The 16,376-nt window shown below is 43.3% G+C and carries 11 protein-coding genes and 2 pseudogenes; 4 read left to right on the forward strand and 9 right to left on the reverse strand.

The features are described 5' to 3' along the window. Positions 1–1,012, reverse strand: a pseudogene (locus F6K46_RS26820) (hypothetical protein); the annotation flags it as partial. A 207-nt stretch (positions 1,013–1,219) separates the two neighbouring features. Here F6K46_RS26820 and F6K46_RS26825 point away from each other — a divergent pair. Further along, positions 1,220–2,875, forward strand: coding sequence for a glycosyltransferase family 39 protein (locus tag F6K46_RS26825; RefSeq protein ID WP_293061187.1), 1,656 nt, complete (start codon positions 1,220–1,222; stop codon positions 2,873–2,875). A gap of 33 nt (positions 2,876–2,908) precedes the next feature. On the opposite strand, the gene F6K46_RS26830 is transcribed toward F6K46_RS26825, so the two are convergent. Together F6K46_RS26830 and F6K46_RS26835 are read right to left on the reverse strand one after the other, a co-directional pair. Continuing rightward, positions 2,909–3,031, reverse strand: coding sequence for a hypothetical protein (locus F6K46_RS26830; protein WP_293061188.1), 123 nt, complete (start codon positions 3,029–3,031; stop codon positions 2,909–2,911). Between the two features lie 48 nt (positions 3,032–3,079). After that, the gene (locus F6K46_RS26835; RefSeq protein ID WP_293117533.1) at positions 3,080–4,681 is read right to left on the reverse strand and encodes a glycosyltransferase family 39 protein; all 1,602 of its coding nucleotides are present in this window, start codon (positions 4,679–4,681) and stop codon (positions 3,080–3,082) included. A gap of 431 nt (positions 4,682–5,112) precedes the next feature. Here F6K46_RS26835 and F6K46_RS26840 point away from each other — a divergent pair, with 431 nt between their 5' ends. Then, positions 5,113–5,448, forward strand: a complete 336-nt coding sequence (locus tag F6K46_RS26840; protein ID WP_293037609.1) for a DUF4870 domain-containing protein — start codon at positions 5,113–5,115, stop codon at positions 5,446–5,448. 95 nt (positions 5,449–5,543) lie between these two features. Continuing rightward, complete coding sequence (locus F6K46_RS26845; protein ID WP_293061192.1) at positions 5,544–7,544, forward strand: FAD-dependent oxidoreductase; 2,001 nt, start codon at positions 5,544–5,546, stop codon at positions 7,542–7,544. A 55-nt stretch (positions 7,545–7,599) separates the two neighbouring features. Here F6K46_RS26845 and F6K46_RS26850 read toward each other — a convergent pair. The 3 genes and pseudogenes from F6K46_RS26850 to F6K46_RS26860 all read right to left on the reverse strand — a co-directional run bounded on the left by F6K46_RS26850 (position 7,600) and on the right by F6K46_RS26860 (position 11,879). After that, positions 7,600–8,822, reverse strand: a pseudogene (locus F6K46_RS26850) (RNA-guided endonuclease TnpB family protein). A gap of 612 nt (positions 8,823–9,434) precedes the next feature. Next, positions 9,435–10,217 carry a twin-arginine translocase subunit TatC gene (gene tatC, locus F6K46_RS26855; RefSeq protein WP_070395249.1) on the reverse strand — a complete coding sequence of 261 codons (783 nt, stop codon included), beginning with the start codon at positions 10,215–10,217 and terminating at the stop codon, positions 9,435–9,437. Positions 10,218–10,289: 72 nt separating this feature from the next. Next, positions 10,290–11,879, reverse strand: a complete 1,590-nt coding sequence (locus F6K46_RS26860; protein ID WP_293061194.1) for a glycoside hydrolase family 57 protein — start codon at positions 11,877–11,879, stop codon at positions 10,290–10,292. 245 nt (positions 11,880–12,124) lie between these two features. Between F6K46_RS26860 and F6K46_RS26865 the strand changes: the two genes are divergently transcribed. Then, complete coding sequence (locus F6K46_RS26865; protein WP_293061196.1) at positions 12,125–13,324, forward strand: histidine kinase; 1,200 nt, start codon at positions 12,125–12,127, stop codon at positions 13,322–13,324. Positions 13,325–13,532: 208 nt separating this feature from the next. On the opposite strand, the gene mutY is transcribed toward F6K46_RS26865, so the two are convergent. The 3 genes from mutY to F6K46_RS26880 form a co-directional block, all read right to left on the reverse strand. Further along, positions 13,533–14,660, reverse strand: a complete 1,128-nt coding sequence (gene mutY, locus F6K46_RS26870) for an A/G-specific adenine glycosylase (protein ID WP_293061198.1) — start codon at positions 14,658–14,660, stop codon at positions 13,533–13,535. Positions 14,661–14,707: 47 nt separating this feature from the next. Next, on the reverse strand, positions 14,708–15,055 hold the full coding sequence (locus F6K46_RS26875; RefSeq protein ID WP_075903685.1) for a DUF760 domain-containing protein: 348 nt from the start codon (positions 15,053–15,055) through the stop codon (positions 14,708–14,710). A 246-nt stretch (positions 15,056–15,301) separates the two neighbouring features. Next, the gene (locus F6K46_RS26880; protein ID WP_293061201.1) at positions 15,302–16,261 is read right to left on the reverse strand and encodes an RNA polymerase sigma factor, RpoD/SigA family; all 960 of its coding nucleotides are present in this window, start codon (positions 16,259–16,261) and stop codon (positions 15,302–15,304) included. Positions 16,262–16,376: the final 115 nt, after the last annotated feature.

The following is a 16,376-nucleotide window of genomic DNA, read 5'->3' on the forward strand; positions in this document are numbered from 1 at the left end:
GGAATAGGACAGCATGAGCCATAATGAACATGCCAACGGATACTAGAGCCAGTTGAGTCAGGAGTACCGTTTCCCCTCTGACTTTCTTCACTAACGGTAGCCATGAGGGAAATCTTAGCAACATAGGCAATAGTAAACCAGCACAGACAGCTATAGGTAAACGTTTTCTTCGGGGAAATATACCACTCCGAGCATCTTCCAACCAGAAATCCCATGGGTTGTGATCGAAAAAGGCAACTCGCCCTCCTGGTTGGAATTCTGGCATGGTTTTGGCTTGCTGTGCGCTAATAATTGGACCATAGTCAGAAGTGCTCAAAGCATAGGGCAACAGGACGATGAATGCCACACCTAACCCAGCTGCACAAAACCAATAGTCATTCTTTTGGGAGGATAGTCTGATTTTACCGTCTTGCCAACGCAACAGTTTCAGCACCAGGACGCCACAACACAGGAAAACACACTGAGGATAAAATAAACCCTGGAGAGTGATCACTACGAGACAAGGGATCAATGAGCGCCGTGATAGGTAGTATAAAAATGCTAGCAGCAGGGGATAAATGAAAGCCCTAGGGGTTGCTGATACTAAATCATCCAGCATCCATAGGGTTTGATTTAGAAGCAAAGACGCGATAAATCCTGCAGCTGGGATGGGCAGCATTTGTAGACAAAGCCCGAAACAGTAACTAGTGGTAATCAACCCTAGCACCATCGGTAGTAGTTTATTCAATAAGAGGGGATTAATCCCAACAAATGCGATCAGCCGATAGAGGGTAGTATAGCCAGCGGGTGCTACAGATTGGAAGTAATTGGCAATCAGATCATCGGGAAATAAGCTGGGATCAAAAAACCGTTGCATCCAAAATACATGCTGTCTGGCATCATCTTGTACAATGTATTGATTACTAAAGGCTTCTTCGAGGGCGATCAGGCTGTAAACCATAGCAAATGCTAGGCTCAAGCTAAACCAAAATATTACTTGGTTTTTAGGGGGATTCGGGGCTGGGGGATTCATACTTTTTTGTGTTTGGGTAGAGACACTTAAAATAGAATAATGGGGTGACGGTTATCGGTAAGTTTCTAGATTAAGTATTATTAGCAGTGAAATATTATCCTTAACATTAATCATGAAACGGTCAATAAAAAGCGATCAATTACAATATCAAAATTAAACGAACACTAATAAATTTCCTTTGTACTTTTCGGTGTACTTTTTTGTGTGATGGAAACCAAAAGATTAAAGCTAGGGAAATTACCTCAACCTCCCTTGCGACTATTATGCATTACCCTACTGCTCTTAGGAATAGTCTTTCGCTTAGCCAATCTCGATAGCAAAGTCTACTGGGGGGATGAAACTTTCAGCTCCTCTAGAATTGCTGGCTATTCAGCGGAAGAAATTATCGGGGATATTTACACTGGTGAAGTGATTAGCGCTACAGAATTACAAAAATACCAGACCCCTAATTCTGACCGTAACCTCACCAATACCTTACGAATTATAGGGGAAGAAGCGCCACAACACCCGCCAGTTTACTATATATTAGCCCGATTCTGGGAACAATGGCTTGGTAGTTCCCTAGCACTCAAGCGCACTTTACCTGCTCTAATTAGCTTGCTGGGATTACCCTGCCTGTACTGGTTGTGCTTAGAACTATTTGGAGCATCATTGACCCCATGGCTTGCCCTGTCCCTATTCGCTGTTTCACCGATCCATATTTTGTATGCCCAGGAAGTTCGGGAATATAGTCTGTGGAATGTGAGTATCTTGCTATCGAGTGCTTCCCTGTTACGAGCGATGCGAGTCAACAGTAGGGTGAGTTGGTGCATTTATGCCCTTTCTGTAGCGCTATCCTTCTACTCTCATTTATTTTCAGCACCCATTATCCTAGGTCACGGCATTTATGTCCTGATCATCGCAGGTTGGCAAAGGCGTCAACGGGTAATTGCTTACATCTCAGCGGTCACAGCAGCACTGTTGATATTTTCACCTTGGTTAGCTGTTTTCTTGGAAAACGAACCTAGAGCTAGCAAGGAATGGGGATGGGTCATTAAAGAATTACCCCCCCTGGATCTGGGTCGATATTGGCTGAAGAATCTACTCTACGGCTTTTTTGATGTACCCCTAGGGAAGGAGTACCCGTTTGACCTAACCTTTAGCTACACCCAGCCGAGAACTTACCTAGTCCTACCAATTGTGGGGCTAGTGATTTATGGACTATATTTTCTCTGTCGCTATACTCCAAAACAGGTTTGGCTATTTGTTTTGCTCCTGATGGGATTTACTAGTCTACCCCTAGTGCTACCAGATGTGATTTCAGGAGGCATGCGCTCAACGATTGCTCGATATCAACTCCCAACTTACATCGGGATTCAACTCACTATTTCCTATTTACTCTCCACCAAACTAACTAAGTTTTCGATTGGTATTTTGCAAAAACGTTTATGGCGATTGACAACAGTTATATTGCTCTCTTGTGGTGTGATATCTGGTGTGCTGATTGTCCAAGCTGAAACTTGGTGGACGAAGTACAGTGATTACTATAATGCAGACGTTGCGAATATTATTAATCAGTCTCCTGCTCCCCTTGTACTAAGCGATAGTACTCACAATCGAATTCTATCCCTGAGCCATAAGCTTGACCCCAAGGTTCAATTCCAACTGATAAAAAAAATCAAAAATGTTTCAGAAATACCTCAAGAAAATTTACCGGAAATATCAGGTAAATTTAGTGATGTTTTTGTATTGGAAAATATTCCATCACCCTCATTGCTACGCCCCAGTATTGAAAAGCATAGTAACTATAAGTTCAATCTGATATACGAAGGAAATATTGGCTTTAAAAAACGAAAAGTTCTGTTGTGGAAAAAAATTGATTAGATGGATTAGTCATTACAGCGGTTTGCAATTCAGTTAGGTACAAAGTTCTGGCTTTTTAGGGAGCAGGGAGCAGGGAGCAGGGAGCAGGGAAGTCGGAAGTGGGAAGAGGAAAAACAATCCTGTGTACCTGATAGTTAGACAAACCGCCGTAGTCATGAGTGATTGGTCATCGGTCAAGTTTCTTTTGCCTTTTCACTTTTGGTTTCACTGCACTAGCTTCCAGAGATGCTTGCGTTTATGAGCTGGTTTAACGTCATAAGGTGACTCCTCTTCAAATTTTTGTCGCAGTTTTGGAGAAGGTCTATATAAGAAGACGTCACTGAAACTGGAAAAAACTTTCGGATAATCCTTAGTTTTGATTAACTGTAAGGTCACGTTTGGCTCAAGTAAATAACTCAGAGACACTAATCGCATGATATCACTACTAATCACCAAGGGACGATTGGCTTGATTAATAATATGAGCTTCCTCAGGAGTGTAATAGTTACTGTATTTATGCCACCACGTTTCTGCTTCAGAACTAATGGCACAAGAGAGCACACCTGCTGAAATAACTGTAATAGCAACTAATCGCCATAGTTGTTGTTTTATTCTCTTACCATTAAAGGGATTAATTTTGTTAGCAAGGAGGTAAGCAACAGCAAGTTGTATACCCAAGTAACAAGGAATAAAATAGCGAGCCATGCTGGAACGCTGTCCTCCTAAAATTAAATCCTGACCAATGGGAAACATTCCGACAACTGTGATCATGATCAAGATAAATAACCAAACCCGTTGCTGACTATTACGACACAGAAAATAAATAGAATAGCCGACGATAATTAAAATTAGGATATCGAAATAAATCAGTAAATGGTCGTAGTTAAATTTTAGGTCTCGACCTGACCGCACATCAAATAAGGGATTGTTATAGCCAATCTGGATATCGAAAAACACAGAACTCAGATTAATAAGCCAGCGGGTGATCAGTTGACCGAGTGGAGTCTCTTTATCCGCCCAATCACCCAATTCAATACCGTTTTCAATTACCAATCTTAACCAAGGAATAAAGGCGATAATCCCGAAAAGCGAAGCTAATCCATACCTAAAGACTTGTTTACTCAAACGAAATTTTTCTATACAAATAACATAGATACCATGTCCAATAAAAACTAATCCAGAAAGCAAATAGCTGTACAGATTTAGAGAAACTGTTATCCCATAGATAACCCAACTCATCAGTGTGCTAAGACGCATCGCCCTCAGCAGGGCTATGCTGGAAAGTAAAGTAGTCACTGTCCACAAGCTATATTGTCGAGCTTCCTGGGCATACAACACATGGAATGGAGAGACACACAGCAATGCGATCGCAATCCATCCCGTTAGGGGAGACTCGAACAACTCCAAACAAAGCCAATAAATGCACGGCAAAGTCAAGAGACTAATCAAGGCTGGTAAACTTCTCATCACCGTTACGGAATAACCGAACAATTTTGCCCAAAAGTGAGCCATCACAAAATATAACGGTGAATGTTGTGGTTCATATAACGCTAACCCTTGGATCGTGTCACCTACATCTTTGTTATCATTAGGACGTTGATACTGCTGTAAATCTTTAACATTAATTTGACGACCATCAATTTCTTGGATAATTTCTGCTTTGGTATAGCCAGAAATTCGCAAGGATGTATATGCTTCATCAATCCAATAGACTTTTTTGTCAATATTGACTAATCGAAAAACTATCCCCAGGAGTAAGATAATAAGAATTAAATACTTAGACAATTGAGCAGATGTAGGTCGATTAAATTTTAGATGATTTCCCATGAATTATCGGGGTAGGGGTTATTAATTGGTGGCCTTTGAGCAGAGGTTAAGGATTGGATAAGCGTTGGGAAAATTAAGTTAGCCGTTTCAGGCAACACCAAATGGTAAAGCTTACCCCTCAGCAGCAGTATGGCAAGACTAAATTCATGGCCAGCACTTTCAAACCGTAGCCGAATCGTGATTTAAGACTGAAACTCGGAATTTAGGGAAGGGACCACTGAAGGCAATACCAAAGGCGGGTGACGACTGGTAGTTCTGCCTTAGTTAGAAAGATTATCAGCCAACGACACCGGATTAGCCATCCTATTGATCAGTCCCTTACATATCTTTACATAAATTCGTTCCGTTCAATCAACTCTACCAACTTACCTGTATTATGGAAGAGAAAATCCATAAAGGTAACCCTGGGGAAGCATGGGAGGATTTATTGGATGAATGACATGGATCAACGAAAGCTTTTATCACTGTTATGTCATGGATCAATATTTTTTAGCTCTCTGGTGGTCTCTATTGCCATCCCGATAGTGATTTTTTTGGTCACCGAAGACTCAGTGGTCAAAGAAAATGCGAAAGAAGCTCTGAATTTTCACATTTGCCTTTATATATATGGGGTGATTTGTTTGATACTGACTGTGGTGATTATTGGGATTCCGCTGCTAATTATATTAGGGCTTGTCAGTCTAATTATGTCCATAATTGCCTTAGTCAAGGTGCTGGAAAATCCTAATCAGCCCTATCGCTATCCGTATATTTTTCGGGTGCTTTGACATGCCATGGCATAATTGCTCCAACGTTTGGGAGATGACAGTATTGATAAGTTAGGGTAATTTATCGTCAAAGATTTTACTCAATATCTTGAATCATGAAGCGATCGCTTGTCCGTATTTCCCTATTCATATCATTACTAGGGTTTACTCCATCTCCTGGTATAGCAGCTCCCCCTAGAACTCCAGACCAAACCGAAACCTGTGAAATCTTAGTGATTGGAGGTGGATTGGCTGGTGCAGCGGCTGCCTATGAAGGCTTATTGGCAGGGCAAACAGTGTGCTTAACTGAGATTACCGACTGGGTAGGGGGACAAATTTCTGCCCAGGGAACCTCTGCTCTGGATGAACGACCAACTCAGCGATCGCGTTTATTCTATCCTAAGGGCTATCTAGAATTACGCGATCGCATCAAACGCTACTACCGTCAACTCAATCCTGGGGACTGCTGGGTAAGTGAATCCTGTTTTCTACCCCGTGATGCTCACCAAATCCTGTTTAATATTTTACGAAAGGCGGCCAAACGGGGAAAAGGGAGATTAAAATGGTTTCCCTCTACTGTAGTTAAGGAACTAGAGATTAGCGCTGATGGCAAAACCATTGACAGTGTGATTGCTATTCAACACAAAAGTACTGCTGATGCTCCTGCCCTGAACACCTTTCCCCTATCTCAAACTATTGAAGATTGGTATAGCTACGAGAATTCCTCCCGCTTTGAGAAAAGGATTTTGCGCATTGTCCCCCAACAGACCCAAGACAATAGTTCTAATTGGTATATTATCGACGCAACAGAAACTGGTGAAATTATTGCCCTAGCTGACGTTCCCTACCGGTTGGGGATTGACTCCCGCTCCTACCTAAACCCCTCCGCATCTAGTGCTACTGACGACCTCTATTGCACCCAAGGCTTTACCTACACCTTTGCCATGGAGCAAACCAAGGAGGCTCAAACCCAAGAAATGCCCTCCTTTTACCCGCAATACCAACCCTACTACAGCTATGAATTACAGCGCCTAGCGGACTTTGAAGGAGTATTCACCTATCGGCGAATTTGGAGTTCTAAGCGGGGTAAACGGATCCGATGGGGGGTTACTGCTCCCACTCCAGGGGACATTTCCATGCAAAACTGGACATGGGGTAATGATTATCGTCCTGGCACTTCAGAAGATAATCTAGTTTACACCCGTCGCCAATTACGAACTACTGGTCAACTGGCTCCCGGTGGCTGGATGGGAGGCTTGCGTACGGAAAGTCTACGGAAAGGAGAAGAAAACGCTCTCGGTTATTACTATTGGCTAGTGGCAGGGACTACCGACTCCCAGCTTGGGGATGGGGTAAAAGAGCCTCATCCCAATCACCGCTATCTAACTGGGTTAGATTCTCCGATGGGGACAATGCATGGGTTGTCTAAGTATCCCTATATACGGGAAGGGAGGCGGATTATTGGACGCCCTTCCTTTGGCTATCCTCAAGGCTTTACTATATCAGAAGTGGATATTTCCCGCCGTGACTACCAGGATGAGTATTATCGGCAGACCCTCTCACCAGACGAATATCGCCGCTTGTGGGCAGTACTGGCTGGATTAGAAGCCCCCTCTGTGATTCAAGGTAAAATCCAGCCAGATCAAGTCAGTCAACGCAGTCGCTCTACTATCTATCCTGATTCTGTGGGTATTGGTCACTATGCCATCGACTTTCATCCCTGTATGACCTTAAGTCCAGCAGAAACCCCAGGAAACACCGAGCGTCAAGGGGAACGGCGGGGAGCAGGTCAAGCCTATCCGTTCCAAATTCCCCTGCGAGCAATAATTCCTCAGAAAATTGACAACCTCTTAGTAGGAGGTAAAAGTATTGCTACCAGTCACATTGCCGCTGCTGCTTATCGGGTGCATTCCTTTGAATGGTCATCCGGTGCTGCTGCTGGTACAACCGCTGCTTTTTCCTTAGAAACTGGGATAGCACCTTACCAGCTTCTAGAAGAACCCCTCCTGCAACAAACCCAACTCCAAGCTCTACGCCAGCAGTTGGAAAAAAACGGTAATCCCACCGCTTTCCCAGACACGTCCATCTTTAATCAGAATTGGGACGATTGGCGGTGAACTACCCCGACCTACTAGGTTGAGGTCGGGGCTTCCAGCTTGGCCTTTGGCCACGCTACGCGAACACGGAAGAATGCCTTAACTTGGACGGGCGTCCACGTCTTGGTCTTACTTCTTCTCCACTGGCGTTGACCTCCCCCGTCCCAGAGGAGGATAGCATTCTGATCCCTTCTGCCCTAATATTCTTTGCCGCATTACCATCTCTGTCGTGGTGAGTTCCACAACTTGGACAAGTCCAAACTCTTACATCAAGCGGCAACTCCTTGATCTGGTAATGACAATTAGAGCAGGTTTTAGAACTAGGGAACCATCGGTTTATCTCGACTAATACTTTCCCCTCTTTTTCGCACTTATAAGAAAGGAAGTTTACAAAGGTTCCCCAAGCCAGATCAGATATTGCTTTAGCTAATTTATGGTTACAAACCATGCCCTTGACATTTAGGTTTTCGACTACTACTACTTGATTCTGATCTACTATCTTTCTAGATAGCTTATGCAGGTAGTCTTGGCGGACATTTCTAATCTGTTCGTATACCTTAGCTACAATCTTTACGGCCTTTTTGCGCCCATTACTACCTTTTTTCTTTCGGGCAGCAATACGCTGTTTTTTGGCTAGTTTTTTTTCATACTTAGCCAAATGTTTGGGATTACTGAACTTAGAGGTCTTTTCGCCATCATAGGTGATCGCAAAATCTTTGATGCCCAAATCAATACCGATCACCTTCCCATCAGTGGATGACTTTACATGGTCACCCTCATACTCCACTAACACAGAAGCGTAATACTTACCAGAAGGGTCTTTACTGACTGTCACCGTTTTGATTTCCCCGTCTAATGGTCGATGGATTACTGCTTTGACAATGCCCAGTTTTCCAGGGAATTTCAAATAATTACCAACTTGTTTTACGTTTTGGGGATATTGAATTGATTGGCGATGATTATATGATTTGAACCTAGGATATTTAGCTCTACCTTGGCCTATGGCCACGCTTCGCGAACAAAAAAGTTTTGATATGCACGACTAAGATTGAGACTTACAGATTGCAAAACCTGAGAGTAACACTCTTTTAGCCATTCAGTTTCTTTTTCTTTTTTGAGTTTTGGCAGCATAGAGTTGAGTGCAGATTGTTTCAATCCTTTGCCAGTTTGCTTGTAAGTTTCTATACACTGATTTAGCGCATAGTTCCACCACCAACGAGCACACCCAAAGTGTTGGGCAAGGATTTGAACCTGCTCTTGAGTGGGATAGATTCTGACTTTTACAGCTTTATGTTTCATTGCACTCAACCTTGTTATCGACCTTGCTTACTATTATATATATTTTTCATTAATTCGTCAAGGCGTAAAGTCAAAATCCCAGCTATCCATCCCCAACCTACTTGGCCGTAAGCCACGCTACGCGAACGTAGAGGTTGGTAAATTTCGCTAATTTTTGTTAAATGACACACTTAACTAATAGTAAAGCTTAGTAAAGCTCTGTAGTAGGCTAGGTCTTTACATACATTTATAATGGCTCTTCCATAGATATTATGCTAAATAACCGCCCAAATCTATTATCGCCTTACTGGGGAATGATTTGACTTGATCAACAGATTTTTAACTGTCAAAGTAATCCCCAGTAAAGCTTTCAGTATAAGTGAACTAAAAATTAGCATCAACTTTTTACGAAGAGCCTTTAGTATCTGTTTCTAAATAGTCATAAGTCATGGTTGTGGCATAACTTATGACTATTTAGAAGAATTAGCGATAATAATACTAAAGATAGTTAGTTATTAATTGATCATTGGTCATTATATTACTATTCCAGAAATCCTAACACTTGTATTAGAAAGATTTAATTTAGAAGCGCGATAGTAGTTTTGATAGCGGGTTGATTAACCCGACTTAATATTATTTACCCACCAACTTCACCATTCCAATCCCACCAAAATACAGACCAAGTACAGCACCCCCCAGTAAACTTTGAGTGAGAGGATCTGTCGAAGGAGTCAGCACTGCTCCCAAGATAGCTGCTCCTAGGACAACCGTGCGCCAACCAGAAAGCATTTGCTTGGAAGAAACAATTCCCAAAAACCCCAGTAACATTTGAATAACTGGGATTTGAAATGCCAAGCCAGTACTAAACATCAACAGTAAGACAAATTCAAAATACTTATCAATTGACCACAACTGCTCTACTACATCTGCTCCGTAACTGATAAAGAAATTCAGAGCGGCAGGAATTAGAGCAATGTAGGCAAATACCAAGCCTAGAAAAAACAGAACCGTTGAGCCTAAAACCACAGGTCCGATGAAGCGTCGCTCCCGGCGAGTCAACCCTGGTAAAACAAATAGAAGGATTTGGTAAAGAATAAAAGGACTAGCCACCAGTAAGCCACTATAGCCAGCCACTTTCAAGGACACAAAAAAGTATTCCCCTGGAGCCAGTTGCAGAAACTTGACCCCCCTAGCTGGAATTTCCAGCAACTGAACAATCGGCTTAACTGCCACAAAGCAGCCAGCCATGGACAAGAATACAGCAATCAGCGAGTAAAAAATCCGCTTTCGCAACTCCTCTAAATGGTCGAACAGAGACATCTCGACATCATTAGGTACCTCGTCGAGATAGGTCTCAGGGTCTTTGAGAGTATCCAAACTTTCCTGGGGAGCAGTATCTAACTCAGAAGGCGTCATGGATTTTGATTGGCTTAGGGAACGTTCTCTATTGTATCTTCTTGTATCTTCCAACGATGGTGTGGGGATAATTCAAACTCGACGATAGACGCGATAGTTAATCTTGGGAAAGATATTGTCAATTTCCTCGACTTTCTCCAGCCAGCCTGCATCAATCTTGCCCAGCTTGATATCATCGTAAAGCTTATTAAACCGCATCAAATGCGATCGCGTTCGTCTAACTGCATAAGGGACCATTGTCTCGGTGCGCATAATAAATGCCCAGTCTGACGATTGCGCTAGTAGTAACTCTCGCGCTGCTTGATTTAATGCCTTCCACTCCAACTCATCTGTAGCTTCCAACGTTGACAGCTCAATCATCCGTTCTGTGGCTTTGTGCAGATGAGGGTAAATCCAGGTATTGGTTTCATTGAGCCAGTATTCATGAAACCCCTGATACCCCCAGCTAGATTGAGAAGGCTTACAGACTTGTTGGATCGGATGATTCCGCAAATAATCTGCTAAATGAGTCATTTCATAGGTGTTCTGGTCATACCACGACTTACGGAGCAAGACATCCAGAAACCAAGGACCCTCGTACCACCAGTGACCAAATAACTCTGCGTCATAGGGAGACACCACAATGGGAGAACGCTCTATGATTGCTGCTAGATGTTTAACCTGCTGCTGGCGATTAAACATGAAATTTCCAGCATGTTCCGCAGCTTTGTCTTTTGCCCAATACGGATCATACAGTTGCTTTTCCCCTAATCCTGTACTACGGTCTGTAATTTTGTGATACTTGATACCCGTATTCTTCCGCTGTCCATGGGGCATAATATATGCTTTTATGTAATCATAATCTGCTTCCCAGCCTAAATCCTTGTAGAATTCCCGATATACTGGATCTCCTGGATACCCGACTTCCGAAGACCACACCTGCTGGGATGACTCATGGTCACGACCAAAGGCAGCAACTCCTGTCTCAGTATAAATGGGGGCATAGGTACCAAACCGTGGTCGGGGACGAGCGTACAGAATACCATGACTATCCATCAGAAAATAGCGCAAACCAGCATCTGCTAGCATCTCCTCAATCCCTTCGTAGTAAGCGCATTCCGGTAACCAGATGCCCTTGGGCGGACAGCCAAAGTTTTGCTCATAATGTTCACAAGCCACCCGAATTTGAGCCCAAACTGCTTGGGGATACATTTTCATCAAAGGAAAATAGCCATGGGTAGCACCGCAGGTGATAATTTCCAGGTTATTACTGTCTAAAAATTGTTTAAATGCCTTGACTAAATCCCTTTCATAGTGTATCCAGGTTTGGCGAATAGCGCTGAACTCTTGAACATAATGTTGGGCTAGGTAACGGATATGACCATTATGCTGATTATGCTCAACCTCCTTCTTGGCTAGTTCTTCAAGCAGTGACAGATGGCGCTCATAACGTTCTTGTAGTAGTGGATCCCGTAGCATCGACACCAAAGGTGGTGTCATACTCATGGTTATTTTGAAGTCAATCCCATCCCGCTTTAATCCCTCAAAAACATGTAGTAGGGGAATATAGGTTTCAGTAATGGCTTCAAATAGCCACTCTTCTTCTAGAACATAATCACTTTCTGGATGCCTAACAAACGGTAAATGGGCGTGAAGGACAAGAGCAAGGTAGCCAATAGCCATGATCAAGTAGCAGCCGTGGGTAGATTATTAAAGGAGAATTGACGCAATCCGCGATAATGTTACATTATTTTAAGATTTTAGTCTCAAATAGACTGGGAAAGTGCCAGAAAAGGGCTGGTTAGTAACGAGACTATAAAATAATAAAATAGACATTAAATTGTAAGGAAGCACACATCACCAACAAAAAATAACAAATCTTAGTCTTATTCCAGCCTTATTGGTTAAGAGTGCTAACACCAAATTGCATGCAGGCAGCTACACAAACACACACTAACTCCCCAACCTTTCTACAACTGCTGCTGTTTGTCGATGAACGTCCCGGTTCCCGTAAACAGCTCCAGTCTATCCACCATTATCTGGAAACTCTTAAGACAGAGTATCCCTTTGAACTAAAGGTTGTGGATGTTGGGGAACAACCCTATCTAGCTGAACACTTTAAGCTAGTAGCAACCCCAGCACTGATTAAGATTAATCCGAAACCCAAACAAACCCTTGCAGGTAGTAATCTAGTTGCCCAGCTGAAGAGCTGGTGGCCCCGCTGGCAACGCTCTCTAGAAGAAAACCAAACCCAACTTACCCAAGGATTGCCTTTACAACCAACTGTTCGCTCATCTAACTCCTCGGCTGACACATTACCAGAGGCAGCTGGTTCCCTAGCTTGTGCCTTGGAACTGATTCGACTATCCGACGAAGTGTTTCGCCTGAAGAAAGATAGAGAAGAATTGCTTGAGCAGCTGCAATTTAAAGACCAAGTCATATCCATGTTAGCTCACGACTTGCGTAGTCCTTTGACAGCAGTATCCATTGCCTTGGAAACCCTACAGCTAGAGCAACCAGTCGCCCAGAATGGTAGAAAACCTGGGCTGACGCCACAGCTAAAGGAACGGCTGTTTGAGCAAGCTCGTAATCAATTGCGCACTATCAACCGGATGGTGGTGGATCTGCTGCAAGCTAGGAAGGGAAGTAATGCTGAATTCAACATCCGACCTCATAAACTGAATTTGGGCAGACTTTGCCAAGACGTTCTAGTTCAGATGCACGAACAGTTTCAGCTCAAGGCTCAGGTTCTGCAAACCGACATCCCACAAGACTTGCCTCCTGTCTACGGCGATGAAGAATTGGTGCGTCAGGTGCTAATTAACCTGCTGGATAATGCCATTAAGTATACTCCCAAAGGAGGGAAAATTGCTGTGTCTAGCATCCACCGTACTACCCAGAAAGTTCAAGTCAGCGTTTGCGATGATGGTCCTGGTATACCACAAGAAAATCGCGATCGCATTTTTGAAGACCACTTCCGCCTTAAGCGAGACGAAGCTATAGAAGGCTATGGCTTGGGCTTAGCCTTATGTCAAAAGATTATCCGTGCCCACTATGGTCGCATTTGGGTTGATTCACCTATCAAGGGTGGCAGCTGTTTTCACTTCACCTTACCGATTTATCGATAGGAAATGGGGTTGAAGGTACAAGCTTTAAGGTTTAAAGCGCTTTATCAGTTGAATCGATCAGGTAATCGCGCTTTACTGCATCTAATAATTATGAGAAGCGAGCTAAGCTACTATCAGTAAGCTACTATCAGGGATTCAGTCTCAGAGTTCCAAAAGTTAAATGCGAGAAACCTTAGCTGACACTTTACCCACAACTAGCAGTGACACTTCATACTTCATACTTTCTCCCCTCTTGAGAGCGCAAAGCCGCAATAATCTGAGTATTGGCTTTGGGGAAGGGAAACTGATCTACTTCATCTAAGGTGACCCAGCGAATCTCATCACATTCAATAGGTTGCGGAACACCACTGAGATGGCGACAGTGGTGTACACTTAGCACCACACGGAAGTGGCTGTAGGCGTGATTGATTGTGATCAGGTGTTCCCCAACCTCAATCTCAATGCCCAATTCTTCCTGAATTTCTCGTTTAATACATTCCGGGACAGTTTCACCAAGCTCAATTTTGCCACCAGGAAACTCCCAAAGACCACCCAATAAGCCTTTTGCAGGTCGGCGGTCGATTAGAATTTGTCCCTGGTCGTTCCAGATCACAGCGACACCGATATTTTTTGTGGGTAGGGGAGAAGATGGTTCACGCATAGGTATTTCAGATTGAATACCTAGATTGTAAGCCTGACAGTAAGATTTCCAGGGACAATCAGGACAATTGGGAGTTTTCCGAGTACATATAGTTGCTCCCAAATCCATTAGTCCTTGATTAAACTCTCGGGGATGTTGATGATCCAGTAAGGCTTCTGATAGCTTCCATAATTGTTGAGTGGCTTTGGCAGGTGGTATCGGCAATGCTACCAATCGTGCTAGTACTCGTTTAACATTACCATCGAGAATAGCCACTGGCTGATTGAAGGCAGCACTTAGAATACCACCTGCTGTTGTTTTACCAATTCCTGATAAGGCTAAAACCTGGCTCAGCTCTTGGGGAAAAACACCACCATGAGACTGCATAATTAGTTTAGCGCAGGCGTGCAAGTTGCGAGCACGGGAGTAATATCCCAGACCCTCCCAAGCTTTGAGGACTTCCTGTAATTCAGCAGATGCCAGATGTTCGAGGGTGGGAAATTGCTCCATCCAGCGGTGATAGTAGGGAATGACCGTTTTGACCTGGGTCTGCTGTAACATAATTTCAGACACCCAGATGCTATAGGGTTCCCAATTTCGTCGCCAAGGTAAATCTCGACCAGCTCTGGCATACCAGTCCAAGAGTGATCTTCTTTGGTCCTCAATAATGGAAACCGACAGACTCAGATTATGATCTGCCGATATTCGATTGGGCATTTTCTCGCTTAAATCTATAGATTCAGCCCTTTTAGGCCAAGGTTTGACTAATCTTCCTCCAGAGATTGAGATTCAGCTATTTGCAAAGACTTGTCAAAAACCATACGTTGTTCAGCGTTCCTAAGGAAATAGCCGCTAACCATGGCTGAAGCCAAAAGGCGACCTAGATTCTCACGGCTAGTACTGATAGTTACGCCAAAGTCTTGGGAAGGCAAGTTTCCCAACATTCCCATAATATTGTTTTCCATCACCTGATAGACTTCCGAAGACGTTGGTCTAGACAGCTGGGTAATGGTTTCTGGACTCATTGATTGAACATACTGCCAAAGTAAATTATTGTCAGAATCTTTATCAAAGAATTCAGGAACATGATTGGGATTGGATGCGTTATTCACCGTTTTACCTCCTAGCGATGGCTAATTCCGGTTTTTCTACTAGAGTTGGCAGCCAATGATGGTGTTTATCTGTTTAGCTCTACTGCTTCGTATTTGTAATTACTTTAACAGGCAAGTGATCATGGCAAAGTAGGTGGAACCGAACCATCTAGGATCTGATTTTCTCACCTATTGGTCATTAGTCATTGGTGATTGTAGCTAATGACTAATGACTAATGACTAATGACTAAACCGACTCAGAAAAAATTAACTCGCTGGGATATATTCCCGCATATCCCCTTGACGCTTACGAAGTTTAGCGATCGCTTCTCGTTCGATTTGTCGCACTCGTTCACGGCTGATGTTGAGGTGTTGACCAATTTTGGCTAATGTCATTGGTTCTTCCTCTGCCAAGCCATAACGAAGTCTCAACACCTGCCTCTGCTGCGGTGTCAAATCATCCATGAATTTCTCTAAGTCTAGCTGCATTAACGATTGAGTCACAAAGTCTTCTGGTCCAGGACCGGTGTCTTCGAGCAACTCAACCAATTCTGTATCTTTGTTATCCCCCACTCGCAACTCCAAAGATAGGGGTTGACGTGCTTGCTCGAAGTACTCCCGCAATTGTGATGGTGTTAGGTTCAACTCAATTGCCAATTCTGAGATAGTAGCTGTTCGTCCCAGCTTTTGGGAAAGTTGGCGCTGGGCTTTTTTGATTTTGTTTAACTTCTCGGTAATATGGATAGGAAGGCGAATCGTGCGCCCTTTTTCTGCGATCGCACGAGTAATTGCCTGCCTTATCCACCAGTAGGCGTAGGTAGAAAAACGATAGCCTTTGGTAGGGTCAAATTTTTCTACACCCCGCTGCAAGCCGATGGTTCCCTCTTGAATCAAGTCCAGCAACTCAAGATTACGCTTAATGTATTTCTTTGCCACTGCCACCACCAATCGCAAATTGGCTTCCACCATCTTGCGTTTAGCGGATTCACCAACAGCGATGCTAGACTTTAACTGAGAATCCGTTAAGCAAGATGCTGTTGCCCACTCAGAAAACGTAGGTTCACGACCCAGCTGTTGGACAAGGGACTCTTTGACTTGCTTTAAGGTTGTTAACTGCTTAACCTTTTTCCCGTAAAAAATTTCCTGCTCATGGGTCAGTAATGGTACACGACCGATTTCCTTTAAATAGGTACGAACTAAATCTGTAGAGTCCTGAGCGGTTTTCATTGGATTCGATGGCGTTATCAGTGATATTTAAATTAAGAAAATTAAAGCAAACCATGCTGGTTTTCCAAACCAGATGATAAGCTTTGTGGGATTTGAGTTAAATTATTTTAATAAA

It is taken from the genome of Moorena sp. SIO3E8 (genome assembly GCF_010692445.1).
Taxonomy (GTDB): domain Bacteria; phylum Cyanobacteriota; class Cyanobacteriia; order Cyanobacteriales; family Coleofasciculaceae; genus Moorena; species Moorena bouillonii.